Raw genomic sequence first — 19,350 nt, 5'->3', positions numbered from 1 at the left:
ATGCGACACTAGCTCAGTTGGTAGAGCGCAACCTTGCCAAGGTTGAGGTCACGAGTTCGAACCTCGTGTGTCGCTCCAGCTTCTTTTGTTAGAAAGCTTAAAGCGCTCATCATGCTTTGAATGATGAAATACGGACGCGGGGTGGAGCAGCTTGGTAGCTCGTCGGGCTCATAACCCGAAGGTCGTTGGTTCAAATCCAGCCCCCGCAACCAATTTCGATTAAGTGCAACAGCGTTTAATCATGCGACACTAGCTCAGTTGGTAGAGCGCAACCTTGCCAAGGTTGAGGTCACGAGTTCGAACCTCGTGTGTCGCTCCAAATTCTTTTCGAAGAAAAGAATAGCGCCGCACAACCTAGTTAAGGTTGAGGAAACGCCTTTTTGTATAAAGAAAGTGAACCTCGTGTGTCGCTGTCGCTCTAACTTCCTTCAGACTAGCCTCTGAACTTGGACCAAATATGGTCTATGCTCTTTCTTTAATGCTGTGAAGCATCACCCCAAAAAATATAAATAATCTGCAATCATTGCGGATTTATTTTCGTCTTAACAACTTCAGTATTGCACTTCAATACACAGTGAAAATCAATGAAACCTAGTGATTCAAGGGCACTTATGATTTTTCATTAACAGACTTATCCACAAAAAATAATTGTGGATAACTTGGTGAGTAACGTGTTTTTTTATGATAATACGAAGTGAAAAGGAAAGATCTTTCTATAATATTTTAATTCATTCATCCATTAGGATTTTCATCAACCTGTTGATTTTTATTGGGTTTTCTTGTTTTTTCTAGGCTGATTGTGCTCATTGATAGGATCGTTAATGCATGAATCTTTGATCCTCATCATTTATTGAAGATGTGACTAACTTTTCTTGATTATAGAAAACAGCGTTGTGTTAAAATTTTTGTCCACATAGCTATATTTTGAGATGCATATCAAAGTAAATACCGATCAGCTATGCAAACGCTTAGCGTTCATGCATCACGCGGTAGCCCTTTCTCGATAATTCTTATTAGCCGCTGATGTTTGAGATTGGATTGTTCTAGAGTGCGAGAGCGTTTCTGTTCTTGTTCTTCAATTGCCCATAGAATATGCTCATCTAACAGTTCTGACGTACCCATCTTGGCTTTTAATGCTGTCAAAATGTATTCGGAATAAGGTGCGTTACCCAATGCGATCGCGATATTACGTAGCCATTGTTGGTGGCCAATTCTGCGAATCGCTGAACCTTCCATATTGCGTAAGAATTTATCTTCACTCCATGCAAATAACTCGACTAAATCTGGCTCATTGAACACATTACGACGATGGAAATCACTTGTTTTAGTCAGATCTGAAAACCGATTCCAAGGGCATACTAACTGACAATCATCGCAACCATAAATGCGGTTGCCCATCGCCCGGCGAAATTGGTGAGGAATAATACCATCATACTCAATGGTTAAATAAGAGATGCATCTGCGCGCATCTACCACACCAGCTTCCACAATTGCTTGTGTTGGGCATGATGTTATACAAGCGCTGCATTTACCGCATTGGTCTTTACTTGGTGTATCAATCGGCAGGGGTAGGTCAATTAATAACTCGCCAAGGAAAAACCAAGAGCCACTGTCTTTATCTAAGATTAGTGAATGTTTACCAGTCCAACCAAGGCCTGCTTTTTGGGCAAGTGGCCGCTCAAGTATTGGAGCCGAGTCAACAAAGGGCCGATAACCTAATGCGCCAACTTCTTGCTCAATTTTTTCACCTAGTTTTTTTAACTGGTTACGGACCAATTTATGATAATCACGACCAAGCGCATAACGGCTGATATAAGCATGGTTGGGGTTATTTAGGTTGCTGGCAAAGCGAGCTTCTGGAGGGAGATAGTTCATGCGCGCGCTGATAACACGCACAGTTCCCGGAAGTAGTTCATTAGGCCTTGCTCGCATCATGCCGTGACGAGCCATCCAATCCATTTCACCGTGATAGCCAGCATCCAACCACTTTTGCAGCGTCGATTCATGTTCGCTAAGATCAACATCGCAGATCCCAACTTTCTCGAAACCAAGCTCACGTGCCCACATTTTTATATTGTCTGCCAGTGCTTGGTAATTCATGATCAACGAGTTCATCGAAAAGGGGGCGGGATCTTAACGGATCATGAATGAAGGATCTAGCGAATGATCGTCAGTTTTATCGATTAAACTGACATTTGGGCAGAGTTTTTTCCTTTTACTTACAGAAGAGATCTTGTCTCCCAATTCCAACCCAGTTTACTATTCGAGTTCTTTTGATTTTTATATAGTCAACTACCGACACTAGAGAGCTTGTAATTCATGACCACGAAGATTTTTACCTTAGAAGACGAACAGCAAACGGTAAAATTAGGCGCAGAGCTAGCGACACTGTGTTCCGAGCAGACAACCATTTATTTGCATGGTGATCTTGGTGCAGGAAAAACAACATTCAGCCGTGGTTTTATTCGTCAGTTAGGGCATGTCGGTAACGTCAAAAGCCCGACTTATACACTTGTTGAACCTTATCAACTGGCGAACTGGCAAGTTTATCACTTTGATCTTTACCGTTTAGCTGACCCTGAAGAGCTTGAATTTATGGGGATCCGAGATTACTTCACCAGTGATGCTATTTGTCTTGTTGAGTGGCCAGAGAAGGGTTATGGCTTACTACCGACATCGGACTTGGACATTGAATTACGCTACGATGGTGAGCAACGACAAGCGATGTTAACCGCTAATAGCCATTATGGAACGGCATTACTTAGCCAATTGGAGTTATGTTGAGCGCTAATTTATTTCGAACTTTTGTTATATCGCTTGCCTGCTGCAGCGGGTGGTTATTCACATCAACGGCTTGGGCGAATGCTTTAGAAGGGGTACGTGTTTGGCCTTCTCCTGATGAAACTCGGGTGGTTATCGATCTTAAAAACGAAGCAGATTACAGTTACTTCACACTTAGTAGTCCTGAGCGGCTGGTTGTGGATTTAAAAAAAACGACACTCAGTACTAAATTACCTTTACAGGTTTCCGATAGCCCGATTCTTAAACAGATCCGCAGTAGTTCTCCCCCAGAGAAAGGCACCTATCGTTTGGTTTTCGAACTTAAGCGTAAGGTTAATCCGCAACCTTTCAAACTTTCACCGACGCCCGGTGGTCAATATGGGCATCGTTTAGTGGTTGATTTACCCCATGGCGAGCAGGGTGAAAAAGCGTCGGCAAAACCAGCTAGCAATACTCAGGTTAGTCGTGATGCTTCACAGTTATTAGGTACAGCCGATATTGTAGTGGCGATCGATGCTGGGCATGGTGGCGAAGACCCTGGTTCAATTGGTCCTACTCGTAAATATGAAAAAAATGCCACGCTGAGTATTTCCAAAAAAATTGCCGACCAAATTAATGCTGTACCGGGAATGAAAGCGGTTCTGACTCGTGGTGGCGATTACTTTGTTAACCTCAACAAACGTTCAGAAATCGCGCGGCGCAATAAAGCGCATCTTTTAGTGTCAGTCCATGCCGATGCTTTCCATACGCCACAACCAAGAGGCGGTTCGGTATTTGTATTGAATACTAAGCGTGCGAATAGCGAAATTGCTCGTTGGGTCGAAAACCACGAAGAGCAATCGGAATTGCTTGGTGGAGCAGGACAAGTGTTGGCAAAAAATAATAGCGATCGTAATGTCAGCCAAACTTTACTGGATTTACAATTTAGTCATTCGCAAAAAGAAGGCTACAAAGTGGCGACTCATCTACTCAAAGAGATGGGGAAAGTGGCTCACTTACATAAAAAGGAGCCAGTAAACGCAAGTTTGGCGGTATTGAAATCACCTGATATTCCATCGGTTTTGGTGGAAACTGGTTTTATCTCGAACCCAACAGAAGAAAAGCTATTATTCCAACGTAGCCATCAAGATAAGTTAGCCCGTGCATTGGCAAAAGCTATCGTGCAATATTTTGAAGAGAACCCACCAGAAGGCACTCTATTTGCTAACCGTGGCAAAGCGCAAAAGCATAAAGTCCAACGCGGTGAATCTTTATCTGTGATTGCCAAGAAATACGGCACTTCAACGCAAGCTTTAATGACAGCAAATAACCTCAAAAGCGCGAGTTTAGCCATTGGGCAAGTATTGAGTATTCCCGGATCTTCTGCACCAATCTCAGTGCCGGTGGTGAATAACCCTGTTGAGACAGAAACCATTACTCATGTGGTTAAATCTGGTGATTACTTAGGAAAGATAGCTGCTAATTACAAAGTGAGTGTTGAAGAAATCAAACGAGAAAATAAACTGCGTTCTGACACATTAAAGCTAGGGCAAAAACTGAAAATAACGGTGAGCTTAAAAGACAAACCACTTCGCAAGCACAAAGTGCAAAAAGGGGAGTTTTTGAGCAAAATTGCTAACCAGTATCAAGTATCGATTAGTAGTATTCGCCAAGCCAATCAATTGCGATCAGATCAACTGGCGATTGGTCAAGTGCTGATCATTCCCAATAAGTAGATAATCATTATGGTAATTAAAATTCTACCGGCTCGTCTCGCTAACCAAATTGCTGCTGGTGAAGTGGTAGAACGGCCTGCATCAGTAGTAAAAGAGTTGGTAGAAAATAGCCTCGATTCTGGTGCTACCCGTATCGATATCGATATCGAGAAAGGTGGCGCTAAGTTGATTCGTGTTCGTGATAACGGCACTGGGATTGATAAAGAGGAATTGGCATTAGCATTAAGTCGCCATGCCACCTCTAAAATCCACACCCTAGATGATTTAGAGGCGATTGTCAGTTTAGGTTTTCGTGGTGAAGCACTGGCCAGTATTAGCTCGGTTTCTCGGCTAACCTTAACCTCTCGTCCGGCGACACAAGAACAAGCGTGGGCAGCGCACAGTGAAGGGCGAGATATGGCGGTGAAACTTGAACCCACCGCGCATCCGATCGGTACATCAGTCGAAGTGTTAGACCTATTCTTCAATACACCAGCTCGGCGTAAATTTCTTCGCACCGAAAAAACAGAATTTACGCATATTGATGAACTGCTAAAACGTATCGCTTTGAGTCGTTTTGATGTGACAATCAATGTACGCCATAATGGTAAAATGGTACGACAGTACCGCGCCGCTAAAACTACATCTCAGGAAGAAAAAAGAATTGCTGCAGTGTGTGGTAATGCCTTTGTGCGTCACATGCTGAGGATTGAACTTGAACATCAAGGGCTAAAGTTACACGGTTGGATAACAACCCCAGAAGGGGCTCGTCAGCAGAGTGACTTACAGTATTGTTATGTGAATGGTCGTATGATGCGTGATAAATTGATTAATCACGCTATCAGACAGAGCTATGAGACCAGCTTAAAAGCGGATCAATTTGCAACTTATGTACTGTTTATCGAGTTAGATCCGCATCAAGTTGATGTCAATGTGCACCCTGCAAAACATGAGGTGCGTTTTCATCAAGCTCGTCTAGTTCATGATTTTATTTACCAGGCATTAAGTAGTGCGCTTGCTGAAAGCAAACATATCACAGAGCCTGAAGTTAACCAGTCTGCCTTTCATCACTCCAGTGTTGAGCTAGCAAACAAAGGCGCTGAAAATAGAGAAATAGAAAAGAGTGACACTGACCTAGCTGCGCAGATAGGGTTGGCTATAGATAAATTACCTGCATACCCTCGCAAGGCGGATAGTAGCTACGCTGAGGCGGGTACTGCTAGACATTCCATTCAAGAAGCCCCTAAACGTAGTGAGTGGCAGCAAACGGCTACCCAAAGTGTGCCTCGTTCGAATTATGAGCGTTCACCACAGCCGTCACCTTCTAAAGTGGAAGTGAAGGCATACCAAGAGTTGATGAAAACCGTTCAACCCGTACCAGCTGCGCCAATTCCAACGAAGCTGCCTGAAACTCTTAATCACCCACTAAAACTAGAGCAATTAGGTAAGGCGATTGCCGTTATTCAAGGACAATATTTACTGATGGGGTCTAAGCAAGGTGTGGTATTGCTTTCTCTTATCAAAGGGGCATGGCTTAAAACAAGAGGTCAACTTAATACCACCACTGGGGATTTAAAAAGCCAACCGTTATTAGTGCCACTGTCACTGAAATTGTCTGAACCAGAACGTAAAACACTTGCCCTGTGTCAACCTGTACTCCGTGAGTTGGGAATTGAGTTAAAAGAACGTAATGCGCAAAACATGATGGTGATGGGAGTCCCTCAGCCACTTCGACAGCAAAATCTGCAACACTTAATTCCAGATCTGTTATCTTACGCCTCCTTAAATTTGAATGAATCTGGCGGGCAAATAAAAGCGGATATTTTAGCCGATTGGCTTGCCCAGCAAACAACTGAAGTAAAAAGTGACTACACTTTATCGGAAGCGATTCAAATGATTTCGGAATTGGAACAGCTTTGGCAGGGCAAACTGCCTTTACACGATACTCGTTTTGTTCAGCCGGTTGATTTTTCCACCACGATTGCTGCGTTGTTAGCATAAATAATTAAAGTAATGATGAATCAGACACTACCACTTGCTCTATTTTTGATGGGGCCAACCGCATCGGGTAAAACTGAAGTTGCGATCCGTTTGCGTCAGAAATACCCAGTTGAAATTATCAGTGTCGATTCGGCTCTGATCTATAAGAGTATGAATATTGGTACGGCAAAGCCCGATGAACGTGAACTTGCGCTCGCTCCTCATCGCTTGATTGATATTCTCGACCCTAGCGAAGCTTATTCGGCGGCTGATTTTCGTCGTGACGCTCTACAAGCCATGCATGACATTACCGCACAAGGAAAAATTCCTCTATTGGTCGGGGGAACTATGTTGTATTACAAAGCTCTACTAGAGGGGTTGTCGCCACTTCCGGCTGCAAACCCAGAAATACGACAACAGATTGAGCAAGAAGCAGCAGCACATGGCTGGAGCTTTTTGCACGATCAGCTGAAAGAGATTGATCCTGTTTCAGCTGACAGAATTCACCCCAATGATCCACAAAGATTGTCGCGGGCATTGGAAGTTTATCGAATTTCAGGTAAAACTCTTACTGAGCTAACTCAAACCAAAGGTGAAAGCCTGCCATTTCGAGTTAAGCAGTTTGCAATAGCTCCCAAGGAAAGGGCTGAACTCCACCGTCGGATCGAACTTAGGTTTGAAAAAATGATCGAAGCTGGATTTGAAGATGAGATGAGAGCGCTCTACGCTCGAAAAGATCTTCATCCAGATTTGCCATCCATTCGCTGTGTTGGCTACCGACAAATGTGGGACTATTTGGATGGGAATTGTACATTGGATGAAGCGGTATTTCGTGGAATCTGTGCAACCCGTCAATTGGCCAAGCGTCAGATCACCTGGTTACGCAGCTGGGATGATTTAACTTGGTTAGATAGCGAAAACATTGATCATGCAGTAGAAACTCTCTCAAATGCGATAGCATCTGACTGAATTAGCTGTGTATAATGTGATCGCTTTTGCGTGATGTACCCTGTAAAGGATCCGTTACTTGAATTTGGACGTATTCATCTCCATAACAAGTAATCACGGGGTTTTTATTCGTTTAGCTCAGATGCAAAGGCCGCACAAATAATGCAGTGCACCACTAGCTAAATAACTACAACAAAATTCAAATAAGGAAAATAAAATGGCTAAGGGGCAATCTCTACAAGACCCATTCTTAAATGCACTACGTCGTGAGCGCATTCCCGTTTCGATCTATCTTGTGAACGGTATTAAACTTCAAGGTCAGATTGAATCATTCGATCAATTCGTGATCCTACTGAAAAATACAGTTAATCAGATGGTATACAAGCACGCAATTTCTACGGTTGTTCCTGCACGTGCAGTGAGCCACCATACCGCGGAACCGCGTACTGGATCTGATCGACCATCAGACAAATCAGAAGATTAATCCTCTGATTAGCATCGTTTATTTACAAAGGAGTTGGTTGCTTGTTTGACCGTTACGAAGCCGGTGAGCGAGCCGTACTTGTTCATATCAACTTCACGCATAAGGGTGAGTGGGAAGATCTTAGCGAATGTGAAATGCTAGTTTCTTCTGCTGGAGTGTCGACACTGCAAGTGATTACTGGCAGTCGTCAAACTCCACACCCTAAATATTATGTCGGTGAAGGCAAAGCCCAAGAAATCGCCCAAGCAGTGCAGGCAACTGAAGCTGATGTGGTGATCTTTAACCATGCCCTTTCTCCAGCTCAAGAGCGTAACCTAGAACATTTGTGCCAATGCCGAGTGATTGATCGTACTGGTCTTATCCTCGATATTTTTGCTCAACGCGCTCGAACCCATGAAGGTAAGTTGCAAGTTGAACTGGCGCAGTTACGTCACCTTTCAACTCGATTAATTCGAGGCTGGACGCACCTTGAGCGCCAAAAAGGTGGGATAGGTTTGCGTGGTCCAGGCGAAACCCAGTTAGAAACCGACAGACGATTATTGCGTGAGCGCATTAAAGCGATATTACGTCGCTTAGAAAAAGTCGCGAAGCAGAGAGAACAAGGGCGCCGAGCTCGAAATCGAGCTGAAATTCCCACAATATCCCTGGTGGGTTACACCAATGCGGGTAAATCGACCTTATTTAATCGAATTACCGAAGCGGGTGTATACGCAGCAGATCAACTGTTTGCAACGTTAGACCCAACACTGCGTAAAATTGATTTAGCCGACGTGGGTACCGCTATTTTGGCGGATACGGTAGGGTTTATTCGTCATCTACCGCATGATTTAGTTGCAGCGTTCAAAGCCACGTTACAAGAAACTCAAGAAGCTGACATTTTGTTACATGTTGTTGATGCCAGTGATGAGCGTTTTCGTGAGAATATCAAAGCTGTTCATGATGTATTAGAAGAAATTGATGCCCATGAGGTGCCAACTCTTGTCGTTATGAACAAGATCGACAATCTAGAAGGCCAACAACCTCGAATTGAAAGAGATGATGAGGGGATTCCCCGAACAGTATGGGTATCGGCAATGGATGGTCAAGGTATTGACCTGCTTTTCGAAGCACTGACGGAGCGACTAGCTAGTCAGGTGATTCAATATCAATTGTGTATCCCACCACTGCATCAAGGACGCATTCGTAGTACATTTTCACAAATGAAATGTATTCAACAAGAAGAATATGACCCAGAAGGCAACTTAGTGATTCATATTCGAATGCAGCAAGTCGATTGGTCTAGACTAGAAAAAAGAGAAGAAGCAGTTTTGCGTGACTTTATAGTTACTTAAAGGACTGCTACAGTATAACGTCATATCAAATGATGGAGCTTTCTAATGGCGTGGAATGAGCCTGGTAATAACAACGGCAACAATGGCCGCGATAATGACCCTTGGGGTAATAATAATCGTGGTGACAAAAACTCCGGTGGCCGTGATCAAGGACCACCAGATTTGGACGAAGTTTTTAATAAACTGAGCCAAAAACTGGGTGGAAAGTTTGGTAAGAAAGGTGGTAAAGGCCCTTCGTTCTCTGGTGGTAGTGCAATTGGCTTTGGTGTCATTGCTGCTATTGCGGTGGCGGTATGGTTCTTTTCCGGTTTCTATACTATTGGTGAAGCCGAACGTGGTGTAGTGCTGCGTTTAGGTAAGTATGATCGCATCGTTGATCCTGGTCTAAACTGGCGTCCTCGTTTTATTGATGAAGTGTCAGCGGTTAACGTTGAAGCTATTCGCTCGTTACGTGCATCTGGCCTCATGCTGACCAAAGATGAAAACGTGGTGACAGTAGGAATGGATGTTCAATATCGCGTTTCTGATCCATACAAGTACTTGTATCGTGTTACGAATGCTGACGATAGCTTACGCCAAGCAACTGACTCTGCGCTACGTGCTGTCGTGGGTGACTCATTGATGGATAGTATTTTGACCAGTGGTCGTCAACAAATTCGTCAAAGCACTCAAGCGACATTAAATCAAATCATCGACAGCTATGATATGGGCTTGATGATTGTTGATGTCAACTTCCAATCTGCACGTCCGCCAGAGCAAGTAAAAGATGCATTTGATGATGCGATTGCTGCACGAGAAGATGAAGAGCGTTTCATCCGTGAAGCCGAAGCGTATAAAAATGAAATTCTGCCGAAAGCAACCGGCCGCGCTGAGCGTTTGAAGAAAGAAGCACAAGGTTACACTGAGCGCACAATCAATGAAGCATTAGGTCAAGTGGCTCAATTTGAGAAACTGTTGCCTGAATACAATGCAGCTCCAGAGGTTACTCGTAATCGTCTCTACCTCGATACGATGGAAGAAGTGTATTCTAATACCTCTAAAGTGCTGATTGATTCTGAATCTAGCGGTAATCTGTTGTACTTGCCGATTGATAAATTAGCCGGTCAGGAAAAATCAGAGACCAAACGTCAAGCGAAATCATCATCAGCGTATGATCAGATCGAGCTTGAATCTCAGCGTACCGATACGGCGGCTGACACTGATGCTCAGTCTCGTTCAACAAGTACACGTCAAGGGAGATACTAATAATGCGTAAGTTAATGATCCCTGTATTGGTGATTGCACTTGTTCTGATGCTGATGTCATTATTTGTCATCCCTGAAGGTGAGCGTGGAATCGTGGTTCGTTTTGGTCGAGTATTGAAAGACAATAACGAAATTGCCCGCATCTACGAGCCTGGCTTGCATTTTAAAATGCCACTGTTTGACCGTGTGAAAACATTAGACGCACGTATTCAAACTATGGATGGCCGTTCTGACCGCTTTGTCACGTCTGAGAAAAAAGACGTGATCATTGATACCTACGTAAAATGGCGTATCGAAGATTTCGGTCAATACTACTTGGCAACAGGTGGCGGTAATGCACTAACAGCAGAAGCACTGCTTGAGCGTAAAGTGACGGATATTCTTCGTTCTGAAATCGGTTCACGTGAAATCAAGCAAATCGTTTCCGGTCCTCGTAATAAGGATGTGTTGCCTGACAGTACCGATGCGGAAGTGGTGACGACTGAAGCGGCTAAGCAAGCGTTGGAAATTGATGGTCAGCGTGACCAGATTATGGAAGACGTACTGACTGATACTCGCGAAAGCGCTATGAAAGATTTGGGTGTTGAAGTGGTTGACTTCCGTATGAAGAAAATCAACTTACCTGATGAGATCAGCGAGTCTATCTACCGTCGTATGCGTGCTGAACGTGAATCGGTTGCTCGTAAACACCGCTCTCAAGGTCGTGAGAAAGCTGAAATCATTCGTGCCCAAGCTGAGCTTGAAGTGGCGACAATTTTAGCTGAAGCGGATAAAACTGCACGTGTAACACGTGGTGATGCCGATGCAAAATCAGCGAAGATTTACTCTGATGCTTACAGCAAAGATCCTGAATTTTACGGTTTCCTACGTTCTTTGAGAGCGTATGAAAAATCATTCAGTGAGAAAAGCGATATCCTAGTGTTGGATCCTAAGAGTGATTTCTTCAAATACATGAATAACACCAGTGGTGTTGCAGCTAAATAATCGTTAGTTGTTTAATCAAAGGCTCCTTCTCGGAGCCTTTGTTGTTTATTGGGATAATATTTCACTGTTCGATAGAGATAATACTATGTCTAATTCAATTTGGTTTGCGGTAGGTTTGGTGCTGATTGTGGAAGGTCTTGGACCGCTAATCGCCCCCAACGGTTGGCGTAAAATGGTTGCAGAGCTTAGCCAGCAGCCCAATAACCAATTGCGTAGAATCGGTGGCTGTTTGGTGGTGGCAGGCGGAATAATAGCTTATTACTTTGCCAGCTAGAAATCAGTAGTGAGGAGGAGGTGTCTCTTCTGAGGCATCGGCCAAATTAGAGGTATCCATATTCTTCACTTTACCCACCATGTATTTCATTTGATCTTGCATTTTAGTGATCAACATTTGCTGTTGTGTCAGAGCATCATTGAGTTCATTGATGGTTTGTTCTTGAAAAGCCAGTTGGCATTCTAAGTCATTAACACGCTGTTCTAATTGCTGCATATTTTTATCGTTCATCACTTATCACCAATCGTTTAATTTCCATGCTTGAGCAATACCTGCTGATGTACCAGTAATGACTCGCTGCTGGTGGTCAAAGGCCGCATCATACACTACAGCTCGTGGTGGACGGGCATCTTTTAACGGTTCAACCTCGAATCCTTGCTGCTTTTTACCGTTTTTAGCATTCCAAATAGCTACTTGGCTAGAGGGTGAACCAGTCACTAACAAGGAGCCGTCATCGGAAAAACGCGCGGTTGTGAAAATCAGTTGTCTGGAAAAGCTACTCAATTGCGCTATTTTTTTACCAGAAGTTAGATCCCAAATAACGGATTGATTACCACCATCGGAAGTAAATGCCATCAAACCATCTCGTTGTAGAGCAACTCGGTTGACGCGTTGTTCGTGTTCAAAAGAGCGCAAAATTTGACCTGTTTTGGTATCCCAAAGATAAGCGAAATAATCATTGCCACCAGTGAGAGCAAAGCGACCATTGGGAGATAGGGCGACAGAATTGACTTTTTCTCTATGAGCAAGGAACTCTAGGCGGCGACCGCTGACTAAGTCCACATAAATAGCTTTACCATTGGATAAACCAAGTAGTACTTGTTCGCCATCATTTGATATATCAATACTTCGAATGAGGCCGTCAGAGATGGACCATAAGCCCTGTGCTTGTGTCCAACCTAAGTCCCATACCGCAAAATTAATTTGGCTTGCGGTGACAGCGAAACGGCCATTATCGGAGATGCGAATGTGTGAGACAGTATTTGCTTGAGGGTCTTGAGGCCCTAGGTCTGCGAGCATTTTATCTTGTTCAAGATCCCACAAAACCAATTGTTTTTGTTTGGAGTAGATAAGCGCAAAACGACCATCACGGCTGAGGCCGAAGCTGGTCGATCCATTCGGTTCTAGTTCCCAGCGTTGCACGTCGTTGTTAGAGAAAAAACAACCATTTAACATCAATATGACAATGCAGCATAGGATTGAATGAGAAATTATCCGCATGACGTCTAATTATCCGCTTTGAGTGTAAAGACAATCGATCAACATACCGTTATATTGGTACAACTCTGTTTTGTGCACCAGTCTTTCTCTGAGATTTGTGCACAATAACAAAAGGTTTGCCTACAAATTGGAGAAATAAATGAAATCATTGTTTAAAGTGTCACTGCTTGCGGCAACCGTAATGCTAGCAGTTGGCTGCCAGAAAGATGAAGCACCAAAAACTGAAGCAGCACCAGCGGCAGAACAAGTGCAAGCTGAAACCGGAAAAACGGTTCACTTTAAAACTGAAGATGACAAAGCAGCTTACGCAATTGGTGTTTCTTTTGCTAATTACTTGAGTACAAGCATTGAGAAACCAAGTGAAATTGGCATCAATCTTGATAAAGCTTTTGTACTTAAAGGTATCGAGCACGTTTTTGCGGGTAACGCAGAGCTAAGTGAAGAAGAAACTCGTGCCGCTTTAGAAGCGCTCGATAAGCGTGTTGCAGAAACGATGAAAGCTCAAGCTACTGAAAAAGCGGCAGCTGCAAAAGCAGCAGGAGATGAGTTCCGTGCTGAATTTGAAAAGCAAGAAGGCGTGAAGAAAACAGAGTCAGGTTTACTTTATCAAGTAATGACACCAGCCACTGGTGAATTACCTAAAGAGACCGATACTGTTCAAGTACACTACAAAGGTACTCTTACAGACGGTACACAGTTTGACAGTTCTTACGACCGTGGCGAACCAGCTACATTCCCGCTAAATCGCGTTATTCCAGGTTGGACTGAAGGCGTACAGTTAATGCAAGTGGGTTCTAAGTATAAGTTTGTTATTCCACCTGAGCTTGCCTATGGCGAACAAGACACACCAACCATTCCTGCTAATTCAACACTCGTATTTGAAGTTGAATTACTGAAGATTGATAACGGTGACGAAGCCGCAAAATAATTGCTTTTCAACGTCATTATTACGCTAAGGGCCTGAATTTATCAGGCCCTTTTCTTTGAACCGCATACTCTGATTAGTTGTTCTAAATCACTTGCTCAAGACTTAACTAGGTTTAAAATTAAAATTTTCTGATAAACTTACATCAATTTGTTGATTTTTCGCACTAAGGCTAGATAACAGTGACAATGACAGAAACTCTAAATGCGGAGATGTTGCTTGAAATGGAATCCGTACATGTGATGCCATTTAGTGAGCACGATAAAATTATTCTTCGTTCCTATGAAGCCGTCGTGGATGGTATTGCTAGTTTGATTGGCCCTTTCTGTGAGATCGTGCTGCACTCATTGGAAGATCTCAATACATCAGCTATCAAAATCGCTAACGGTGAGAATACAGGGCGTCAAGTTGGTTCACCCATCACCGATTTAGCACTGCGTATGCTAAAAGATATTGAAGGTTCAGAGCGCAACTTCTCTCGATCTTACTTTACTCGAGCCAAAGGTGGCGTGTTGATGAAGTCCATTACAGTGGCAATCCGTAATGGTGATAATCGAGTTATTGGTTTGTTGTGTATTAACGTCAACCTAGATGCGCCATTTTCTCAGGTTCTGCAATCTTTCATGCCAACACAAGAAGCGCAAGAAGCGGCGTCTTCAGTGAACTTTGCTAGCGACGTTGAAGAGCTGGTGGATCAAACTGTTGAGCGCACGATTGAAGATATCAATGCAGACAAGTCGGTATCTAACAACACCAAAAACCGTCAGATCGTGATGGAGTTGTATGACAAAGGTATTTTTGATATCAAAGATGCCATCAACCGTGTTGCTGACCGACTGAATATTTCCAAGCATACCGTGTACCTCTACATTCGCCAGCGTAAGACTGGAGAAGAATCGTAGTGAGCCAAACGTTGACTTATACGCTACTGGTCAATGGGGCGGTTTATGGCTCTCAGTCAGCGCGCAGTGCTTATCGCTTTGCTTGTGCTGTGATAGAAAAAGGCCACACCCTATCGAGCGTCTTTTTTTATCAAGACGGTGTGCTTAATGGTTCGTCGATTACCGCTCCAGCTAACGATGAGTTTGATTTAGTCAAAGCTTGGCAACAGCTTGCGGTAGAGCATAACGTTAAATTAGAAACTTGCGTGGCGGCGGCGCTCCGCCGTGGCATTATCAGTGATAGTGAAGCGCAACAACATCAACTTGCTACGCATAATTTAGCGGATAACTTTGAGCAAGCTGGTTTAGGGAGTTTGGCTGAAGCATTACTGACGCAAAATAGAGTGGTACAGTTTTGAAAAAATTAGGTTTTGTTTTTCAATCGGCTCCTCATTCAACGTCGGCAGGAAGAGAAGGCTTAGATGCTGTACTCGCTGCGTCAGCGTACAGTGATGATATTGCCCTTTTTTTTGTTGGTTCAGGCGTTGCTCAACTCATCGCCAGTCAATCACCAGAACAGGTATTGAGCCGCGACTATATCAGCGCATTTAAATTACTCGACCTATACGATATTGAACAAATCTACCTTTGCCAGCAAAGTATTGATGAATTTGGCTTAGGGGACGCTGGTTGGGTGATCGATGCTCAAAAGGTATCTCCCCAGCAAATCGCACAATTATTGGCACAGTGTGATCAAGTGTTAACCTTCTAAGGAGAGCAAATGCTTCATATCGTAAAAGACGCGTCTAAAATGATATTAGTACAGCGATATTCTACCGATGAAGATGGGATACTTTTGATTGAAGATGCTGTATACATGTCCAACCCAAACGCTATGCATTTTGGGCAAATTATCGATCTAACGAAGGTTTATGTCCTTTCCGAGGATCTCGCAGCGCGAGGTGTGGAAGATCTCTGCTCGCCTCATATGATGAAAGTCAATTTTTCTGGCTTTGTTGATTTAACCGTTAAACATGATAAATCAATAACTTGGTAATGTTTTTCTGTTGATTTTATATTTAAAAAATCAACAGCCTTTTTTAGTGGTTAAAAAAGATCTGTATATTTCTTGACACACCTCTCACTGCTGCATAGAATTTTGCGTCCCTATTTGTACTAAGTACGTAGGGACTAGATTTTTCACAAAGCTTACTTTAAGTAAATTCAGGAGCTAGTTAATGGCAACTATTAACCAGTTGGTACGCAAGCCTCGTGCAAAGCAAGTTGTTAAAAGCAACGTGCCAGCACTAGAAGCGTGCCCACAAAAACGTGGTGTATGTACTCGTGTTTACACTACTACACCTAAAAAACCTAACTCAGCACTTCGTAAAGTTTGTCGTGTACGTTTGACAAACGGCTTCGAAGTAACATCGTACATCGGCGGTGAAGGCCACAACCTTCAAGAGCACTCAGTTGTTCTAATCCGCGGTGGTCGTGTAAAAGACCTTCCGGGTGTTCGTTACCACACAGTTCGTGGTGCACTTGACTGTGCAGGCGTTAACGACCGTAAACAAGCTCGTTCTAAGTACGGTGTGAAACGTCCTAAGTCTTAATGGATTTCCGTTAAGTAAGGCCAAACACTAAATTATTTAATTTTTGAAGAAACTGAAAAGTTTTGGATAACCTGAAAAAGACAACGGAGAATATCCATGCCACGTCGTCGCGTTATTGGTCAGCGTAAGATCCTTCCAGATCCAAAGTTCAAGTCTGAACTGCTGGCAAAATTCGTTAACATTCTTATGGTTGACGGTAAAAAATCTACTGCAGAAAAAATTGTTTACACTGCACTAGACACTATGGCTGAGAAATCTGGTAAAGATCACTTAGCTGTATTTGAAGAAGCTCTTGAAAACGTACGTCCAGCGGTAGAAGTTAAATCTCGCCGTGTGGGTGGTTCAACTTACCAAGTACCTGTAGAAGTACGTCCGGTTCGCCGTAACGCACTTGCTATGCGTTGGGTAGTTGATGCTGCGCGTAAGCGTGGTGAAAAATCTATGGCTGCTCGCCTAGCTGCTGAAATGCTAGATGCGTCAGAAAACAAAGGTTCTGCTGTTAAGAAACGTGAAGACGTTCACCGCATGGCAGAAGCGAACAAAGCATTCGCTCATTACCGCTGGTAATACCTTTAGTGCTGCGAGTTTCTCTCGCAGCACATCTTTATACTCTAAGGAATACCTTAGTAAGAGGATACAATCGTGGCTCGTAAAACTCCTATTGAGCGCTACCGTAACATCGGTATCTGTGCTCACGTAGATGCAGGTAAAACAACCACTACTGAACGTATTCTGTTCTACACTGGCCTTTCTCACAAAATCGGCGAAGTTCACGATGGTGCTGCAACCATGGACTGGATGGCGCAGGAGCAAGAGCGTGGTATTACTATCACATCTGCTGCTACAACAACCTTCTGGCGTGGTATGGAAGCACAGTTCCAAGATCATCGCGTAAACATCATTGATACCCCAGGACACGTTGACTTTACAATCGAAGTAGAGCGTTCACTTCGTGTGCTTGATGGTGCAGTGGTTGTATTCTGTGGCTCATCTGGTGTTGAACCTCAGTCTGAAACTGTATGGCGTCAAGCTGATAAATACGGTGTTCCTCGCATGGTGTTCGTTAATAAAATGGACCGTGCTGGCGCAGACTTTTTACGTGTTGTAGACCAAATTAAAAATCGTCTTGGTGCGACTCCTGTTCCTATCCAATTGAATATTGGTGCAGAAGAAGAGTTCAGAGGTGTCATCGACCTTATCAAGATGAAAGCAATCAACTGGAATGAAGCCGATCAAGGCATGACGTTTACATACGAAGACATTCCGGCTGACATGCAAGAACTTGCTGAAGAATGGCACAATAACCTTGTTGAAGCAGCGGCTGAAGCAAGTGAAGAGTTAATGGATAAATACCTTGAAGAAGGTGAGTTGACGGAAGCGGAAATTAAACAAGCATTACGTACTCGTACCATTAATAATGAAATTGTATTAGCTACGTGTGGCAGTGCCTTTAAAAATAAAGGTGTTCAAGCCGTACTTGATGCAGTAATCGAATATTTGCCTTCGCCAATTGATGTTCCAGCAATTAAAGGTCTTGATGACAATGACAATGAAGTTGAGCGTCATGCTGACGACAACGAACCATTTGCAGCGTTAGCCTTTAAAATTGCGACAGACCCATTTGTTGGTACACTAACGTTTATGCGTGTTTATTCTGGAGTCGTAAACTCAGGCGATGCCGTTTACAACTCTGTGAAACAAAAGCGTGAGCGTTTTGGTCGTATCGTTCAAATGCACGCCAATAAGCGTGAAGAAATTAAAGAAGTTCGCGCTGGCGATATCGCTGCAGCGATTGGCCTTAAAGATGTCACTACTGGTGATACTTTGTGTAATCAAGACCATAAAGTGGTACTTGAGCGCATGGAATTCCCAGAGCCTGTAATTCAAATTGCGGTAGAGCCTCGCTCTCAAGCAGACCAAGAAAAAATGGGTATTGCGCTAGGTAAACTGGCTGCAGAAGATCCATCGTTCCGTGTTGAAACCGACAAGGAAACGGGTCAAACATTGATTTCAGGTATGGGTGAGCTTCACCTAGACATCATCGTTGATCGCATGAAGCGTGAATTCAGTGTTGATTGCAACGTCGGTAAGCCACAAGTGGCGTATCGCGAAACTATCCGTGGTAAAGCGGAAGTTGAAGGCAAGTTCGTTCGTCAATCTGGTGGTCGTGGTCAATATGGTCACGTTTGGCTTAAGATTGAACCTGCGGAACTCGGTGAAGGCTTTGTCTTTGTCGACGAAATCGTTGGTGGTGTGGTTCCTAAGGAATACATCAGCTCGGTTGCGAAAGGTATCGAAGAGCAAATGAACAACGGTGTGTTAGCTGGCTATCCTATTATGGATGTCAAAGCGACATTATTCGATGGTTCATATCATGATGTCGACTCAAACGAGATGGCGTTTAAGATTGCTGGGTCGATGGCGTTCAAGAAAGGTGCTTTAGAAGCGCAACCTGTTCTTCTTGAACCAATGATGAAAGTTGAAGTAACCACTCCAGAAGATTGGATGGGTGATGTTGTTGGCGACTTAAACCGTCGTCGCGGCATGATTGAAGGTATGGATGAAGGTCATGCTGGCCTAAAAATTATCCATGCTAAAGTCCCTCTATCTGAAATGTTTGGTTACGCAACAGACTTACGTTCTGCCACTCAGGGCCGTGCTTCTTACTCTATGGAGTTTGCTGAGTACGCTGATGTGCCGAAGAATGTTGCAGAAGCAATTATTGCAGAGCGCACTTAACAGTTATTTGTTTAATAACGAATCTATTGCGCTGACGAGAGTTGGCGCATAAAATAGCAATTTCTGGCGCGTCTTGAGCTATATGTGACTCAAGGCGAATCATAACTAGGAAGGAACACGATCGTGTCTAAAGCAAAATTTGAACGTACGAAACCGCACGTAAACGTTGGTACTATCGGCCACGTTGACCACGGTAAAACAACTCTAACTGCTGCTATCTGTACTACACTTGCAAAAGTGTACGGTGGTGT

Annotated in this window: 21 protein-coding genes and 3 tRNA genes; 21 read left to right on the top strand and 3 right to left on the bottom strand. The window is 43.6% G+C overall.

All coding sequences use genetic code 11. The annotated features are described in order from the left end of the window. The first annotated feature begins 2 nt into the window (after positions 1 to 2). The 3 genes from EYW48_RS19130 to EYW48_RS19120 all read left to right on the top strand — a co-directional run bounded on the left by EYW48_RS19130 (position 3) and on the right by EYW48_RS19120 (position 319). Positions 3 to 78, top strand: a tRNA-Gly gene (locus tag EYW48_RS19130). Between the two features lie 57 nt (positions 79 to 135). Beyond that, positions 136 to 212, top strand: a tRNA-Met gene (locus EYW48_RS19125). Between the two features lie 31 nt (positions 213 to 243). Next, a tRNA-Gly gene (locus EYW48_RS19120) sits at positions 244 to 319 on the top strand. A gap of 656 nt (positions 320 to 975) precedes the next feature. On the opposite strand, the gene queG is transcribed toward EYW48_RS19120, so the two are convergent. Next, a complete protein-coding gene (gene queG, locus EYW48_RS19115) occupies positions 976 to 2,100 on the bottom strand; it encodes a tRNA epoxyqueuosine(34) reductase QueG (RefSeq protein ID WP_176313963.1) in 1,125 nt (374 codons plus the stop codon). Positions 2,101 to 2,319: 219 nt separating this feature from the next. On the opposite strand from queG, the gene tsaE reads away from it, so the two are divergent. The 9 genes from tsaE (at position 2,320) to EYW48_RS19070 (ending at position 11,720) form a co-directional block, all read left to right on the top strand. Beyond that, positions 2,320 to 2,784, top strand: a complete 465-nt coding sequence (gene tsaE, locus EYW48_RS19110) for a tRNA (adenosine(37)-N6)-threonylcarbamoyltransferase complex ATPase subunit type 1 TsaE (RefSeq protein WP_053309826.1) — start codon at positions 2,320 to 2,322, stop codon at positions 2,782 to 2,784. Continuing rightward, a complete protein-coding gene (locus EYW48_RS19105; protein ID WP_053309827.1) occupies positions 2,778 to 4,496 on the top strand; it encodes a LysM peptidoglycan-binding domain-containing protein in 1,719 nt (572 codons plus the stop codon). The genes tsaE and EYW48_RS19105 overlap by 7 nt, the downstream gene beginning before the upstream one ends. 9 nt (positions 4,497 to 4,505) lie before the next feature. Beyond that, positions 4,506 to 6,476 carry a DNA mismatch repair endonuclease MutL gene (gene mutL, locus EYW48_RS19100; RefSeq protein WP_277432864.1) on the top strand — a complete coding sequence of 657 codons (1,971 nt, stop codon included), beginning with the start codon at positions 4,506 to 4,508 and terminating at the stop codon, positions 6,474 to 6,476. A 15-nt stretch (positions 6,477 to 6,491) separates the two neighbouring features. Then, a complete protein-coding gene (miaA, locus tag EYW48_RS19095; RefSeq protein ID WP_168524081.1) occupies positions 6,492 to 7,424 on the top strand; it encodes a tRNA (adenosine(37)-N6)-dimethylallyltransferase MiaA in 933 nt (310 codons plus the stop codon). A gap of 196 nt (positions 7,425 to 7,620) precedes the next feature. After that, positions 7,621 to 7,887 carry an RNA chaperone Hfq gene (gene hfq / locus EYW48_RS19090; protein WP_053309830.1) on the top strand — a complete coding sequence of 89 codons (267 nt, stop codon included), beginning with the start codon at positions 7,621 to 7,623 and terminating at the stop codon, positions 7,885 to 7,887. Positions 7,888 to 7,928: 41 nt separating this feature from the next. Next, positions 7,929 to 9,218, top strand: coding sequence for a ribosome rescue GTPase HflX (gene hflX / locus EYW48_RS19085; RefSeq protein WP_053309831.1), 1,290 nt, complete (start codon positions 7,929 to 7,931; stop codon positions 9,216 to 9,218). Between the two features lie 45 nt (positions 9,219 to 9,263). Next, the gene (gene hflK, locus EYW48_RS19080; RefSeq protein ID WP_168523606.1) at positions 9,264 to 10,463 is read left to right on the top strand and encodes an FtsH protease activity modulator HflK; all 1,200 of its coding nucleotides are present in this window, start codon (positions 9,264 to 9,266) and stop codon (positions 10,461 to 10,463) included. 2 nt (positions 10,464 to 10,465) lie between these two features. After that, entirely contained in the window at positions 10,466 to 11,446 is a 981-nt protein-coding gene (gene hflC, locus EYW48_RS19075; protein ID WP_053309833.1) for a protease modulator HflC, read from the top strand. A gap of 85 nt (positions 11,447 to 11,531) precedes the next feature. Continuing rightward, positions 11,532 to 11,720 carry a DUF2065 domain-containing protein gene (locus tag EYW48_RS19070; protein ID WP_053309834.1) on the top strand — a complete coding sequence of 63 codons (189 nt, stop codon included), beginning with the start codon at positions 11,532 to 11,534 and terminating at the stop codon, positions 11,718 to 11,720. 3 nt (positions 11,721 to 11,723) lie between these two features. Here EYW48_RS19070 and EYW48_RS19065 read toward each other — a convergent pair whose 3' ends face one another. Then, entirely contained in the window at positions 11,724 to 11,951 is a 228-nt protein-coding gene (locus EYW48_RS19065) for a SlyX family protein (RefSeq protein ID WP_053309835.1), read from the bottom strand. Between the two features lie 6 nt (positions 11,952 to 11,957). Next, positions 11,958 to 12,941, bottom strand: a complete 984-nt coding sequence (locus EYW48_RS19060) for a hypothetical protein (RefSeq protein ID WP_176246702.1) — start codon at positions 12,939 to 12,941, stop codon at positions 11,958 to 11,960. A gap of 139 nt (positions 12,942 to 13,080) precedes the next feature. On the opposite strand from EYW48_RS19060, the gene fkpA reads away from it, so the two are divergent. The 9 genes from fkpA to EYW48_RS19015 all read left to right on the top strand — a co-directional run. Next, complete coding sequence (gene fkpA / locus EYW48_RS19055) at positions 13,081 to 13,869, top strand: FKBP-type peptidyl-prolyl cis-trans isomerase (protein ID WP_171981012.1); 789 nt, start codon at positions 13,081 to 13,083, stop codon at positions 13,867 to 13,869. A 179-nt stretch (positions 13,870 to 14,048) separates the two neighbouring features. Beyond that, positions 14,049 to 14,768, top strand: coding sequence for a transcriptional regulator (locus EYW48_RS19050; protein ID WP_053309838.1), 720 nt, complete (start codon positions 14,049 to 14,051; stop codon positions 14,766 to 14,768). Next, positions 14,762 to 15,166 carry a sulfurtransferase complex subunit TusD gene (tusD, locus tag EYW48_RS19045; protein WP_171981018.1) on the top strand — a complete coding sequence of 135 codons (405 nt, stop codon included), beginning with the start codon at positions 14,762 to 14,764 and terminating at the stop codon, positions 15,164 to 15,166. The genes EYW48_RS19050 and tusD overlap by 7 nt, the downstream gene beginning before the upstream one ends. Then, complete coding sequence (gene tusC, locus EYW48_RS19040; RefSeq protein WP_171981011.1) at positions 15,163 to 15,519, top strand: sulfurtransferase complex subunit TusC; 357 nt, start codon at positions 15,163 to 15,165, stop codon at positions 15,517 to 15,519. Before tusD ends, tusC begins: the two co-directional genes overlap by 4 nt. Before the next feature lie 9 nt (positions 15,520 to 15,528). Continuing rightward, positions 15,529 to 15,804: a sulfurtransferase complex subunit TusB gene (tusB, locus tag EYW48_RS19035; protein ID WP_176246701.1), complete on the top strand. Its 276-nt coding sequence runs from the start codon at positions 15,529 to 15,531 to the stop codon at positions 15,802 to 15,804. 181 nt (positions 15,805 to 15,985) lie between these two features. Further along, entirely contained in the window at positions 15,986 to 16,360 is a 375-nt protein-coding gene (gene rpsL / locus EYW48_RS19030; RefSeq protein WP_005595139.1) for a 30S ribosomal protein S12, read from the top strand. Between the two features lie 96 nt (positions 16,361 to 16,456). Then, positions 16,457 to 16,927 (top strand): 30S ribosomal protein S7, encoded by a 471-nt coding sequence (gene rpsG / locus EYW48_RS19025; protein WP_053309842.1) that lies wholly within the window; start codon positions 16,457 to 16,459, stop codon positions 16,925 to 16,927. Positions 16,928 to 17,002: 75 nt separating this feature from the next. Continuing rightward, complete coding sequence (gene fusA / locus EYW48_RS19020) at positions 17,003 to 19,099, top strand: elongation factor G (protein WP_053309843.1); 2,097 nt, start codon at positions 17,003 to 17,005, stop codon at positions 19,097 to 19,099. 123 nt (positions 19,100 to 19,222) lie between these two features. Next, the coding region (locus EYW48_RS19015) for a GTP-binding protein (protein ID WP_238336750.1) at positions 19,223 to 19,350 on the top strand (128 nt) is incomplete at its 3' end.

It is taken from the genome of Vibrio sp. 1180_3, from assembly GCF_029478545.1.
Lineage (GTDB): Bacteria > Pseudomonadota > Gammaproteobacteria > Enterobacterales > Vibrionaceae > Vibrio > Vibrio aestuarianus.
The sequence above is the reverse complement of the archived record's forward strand: the minus strand, read 5'-3'. Positions and strand labels throughout refer to the sequence as shown.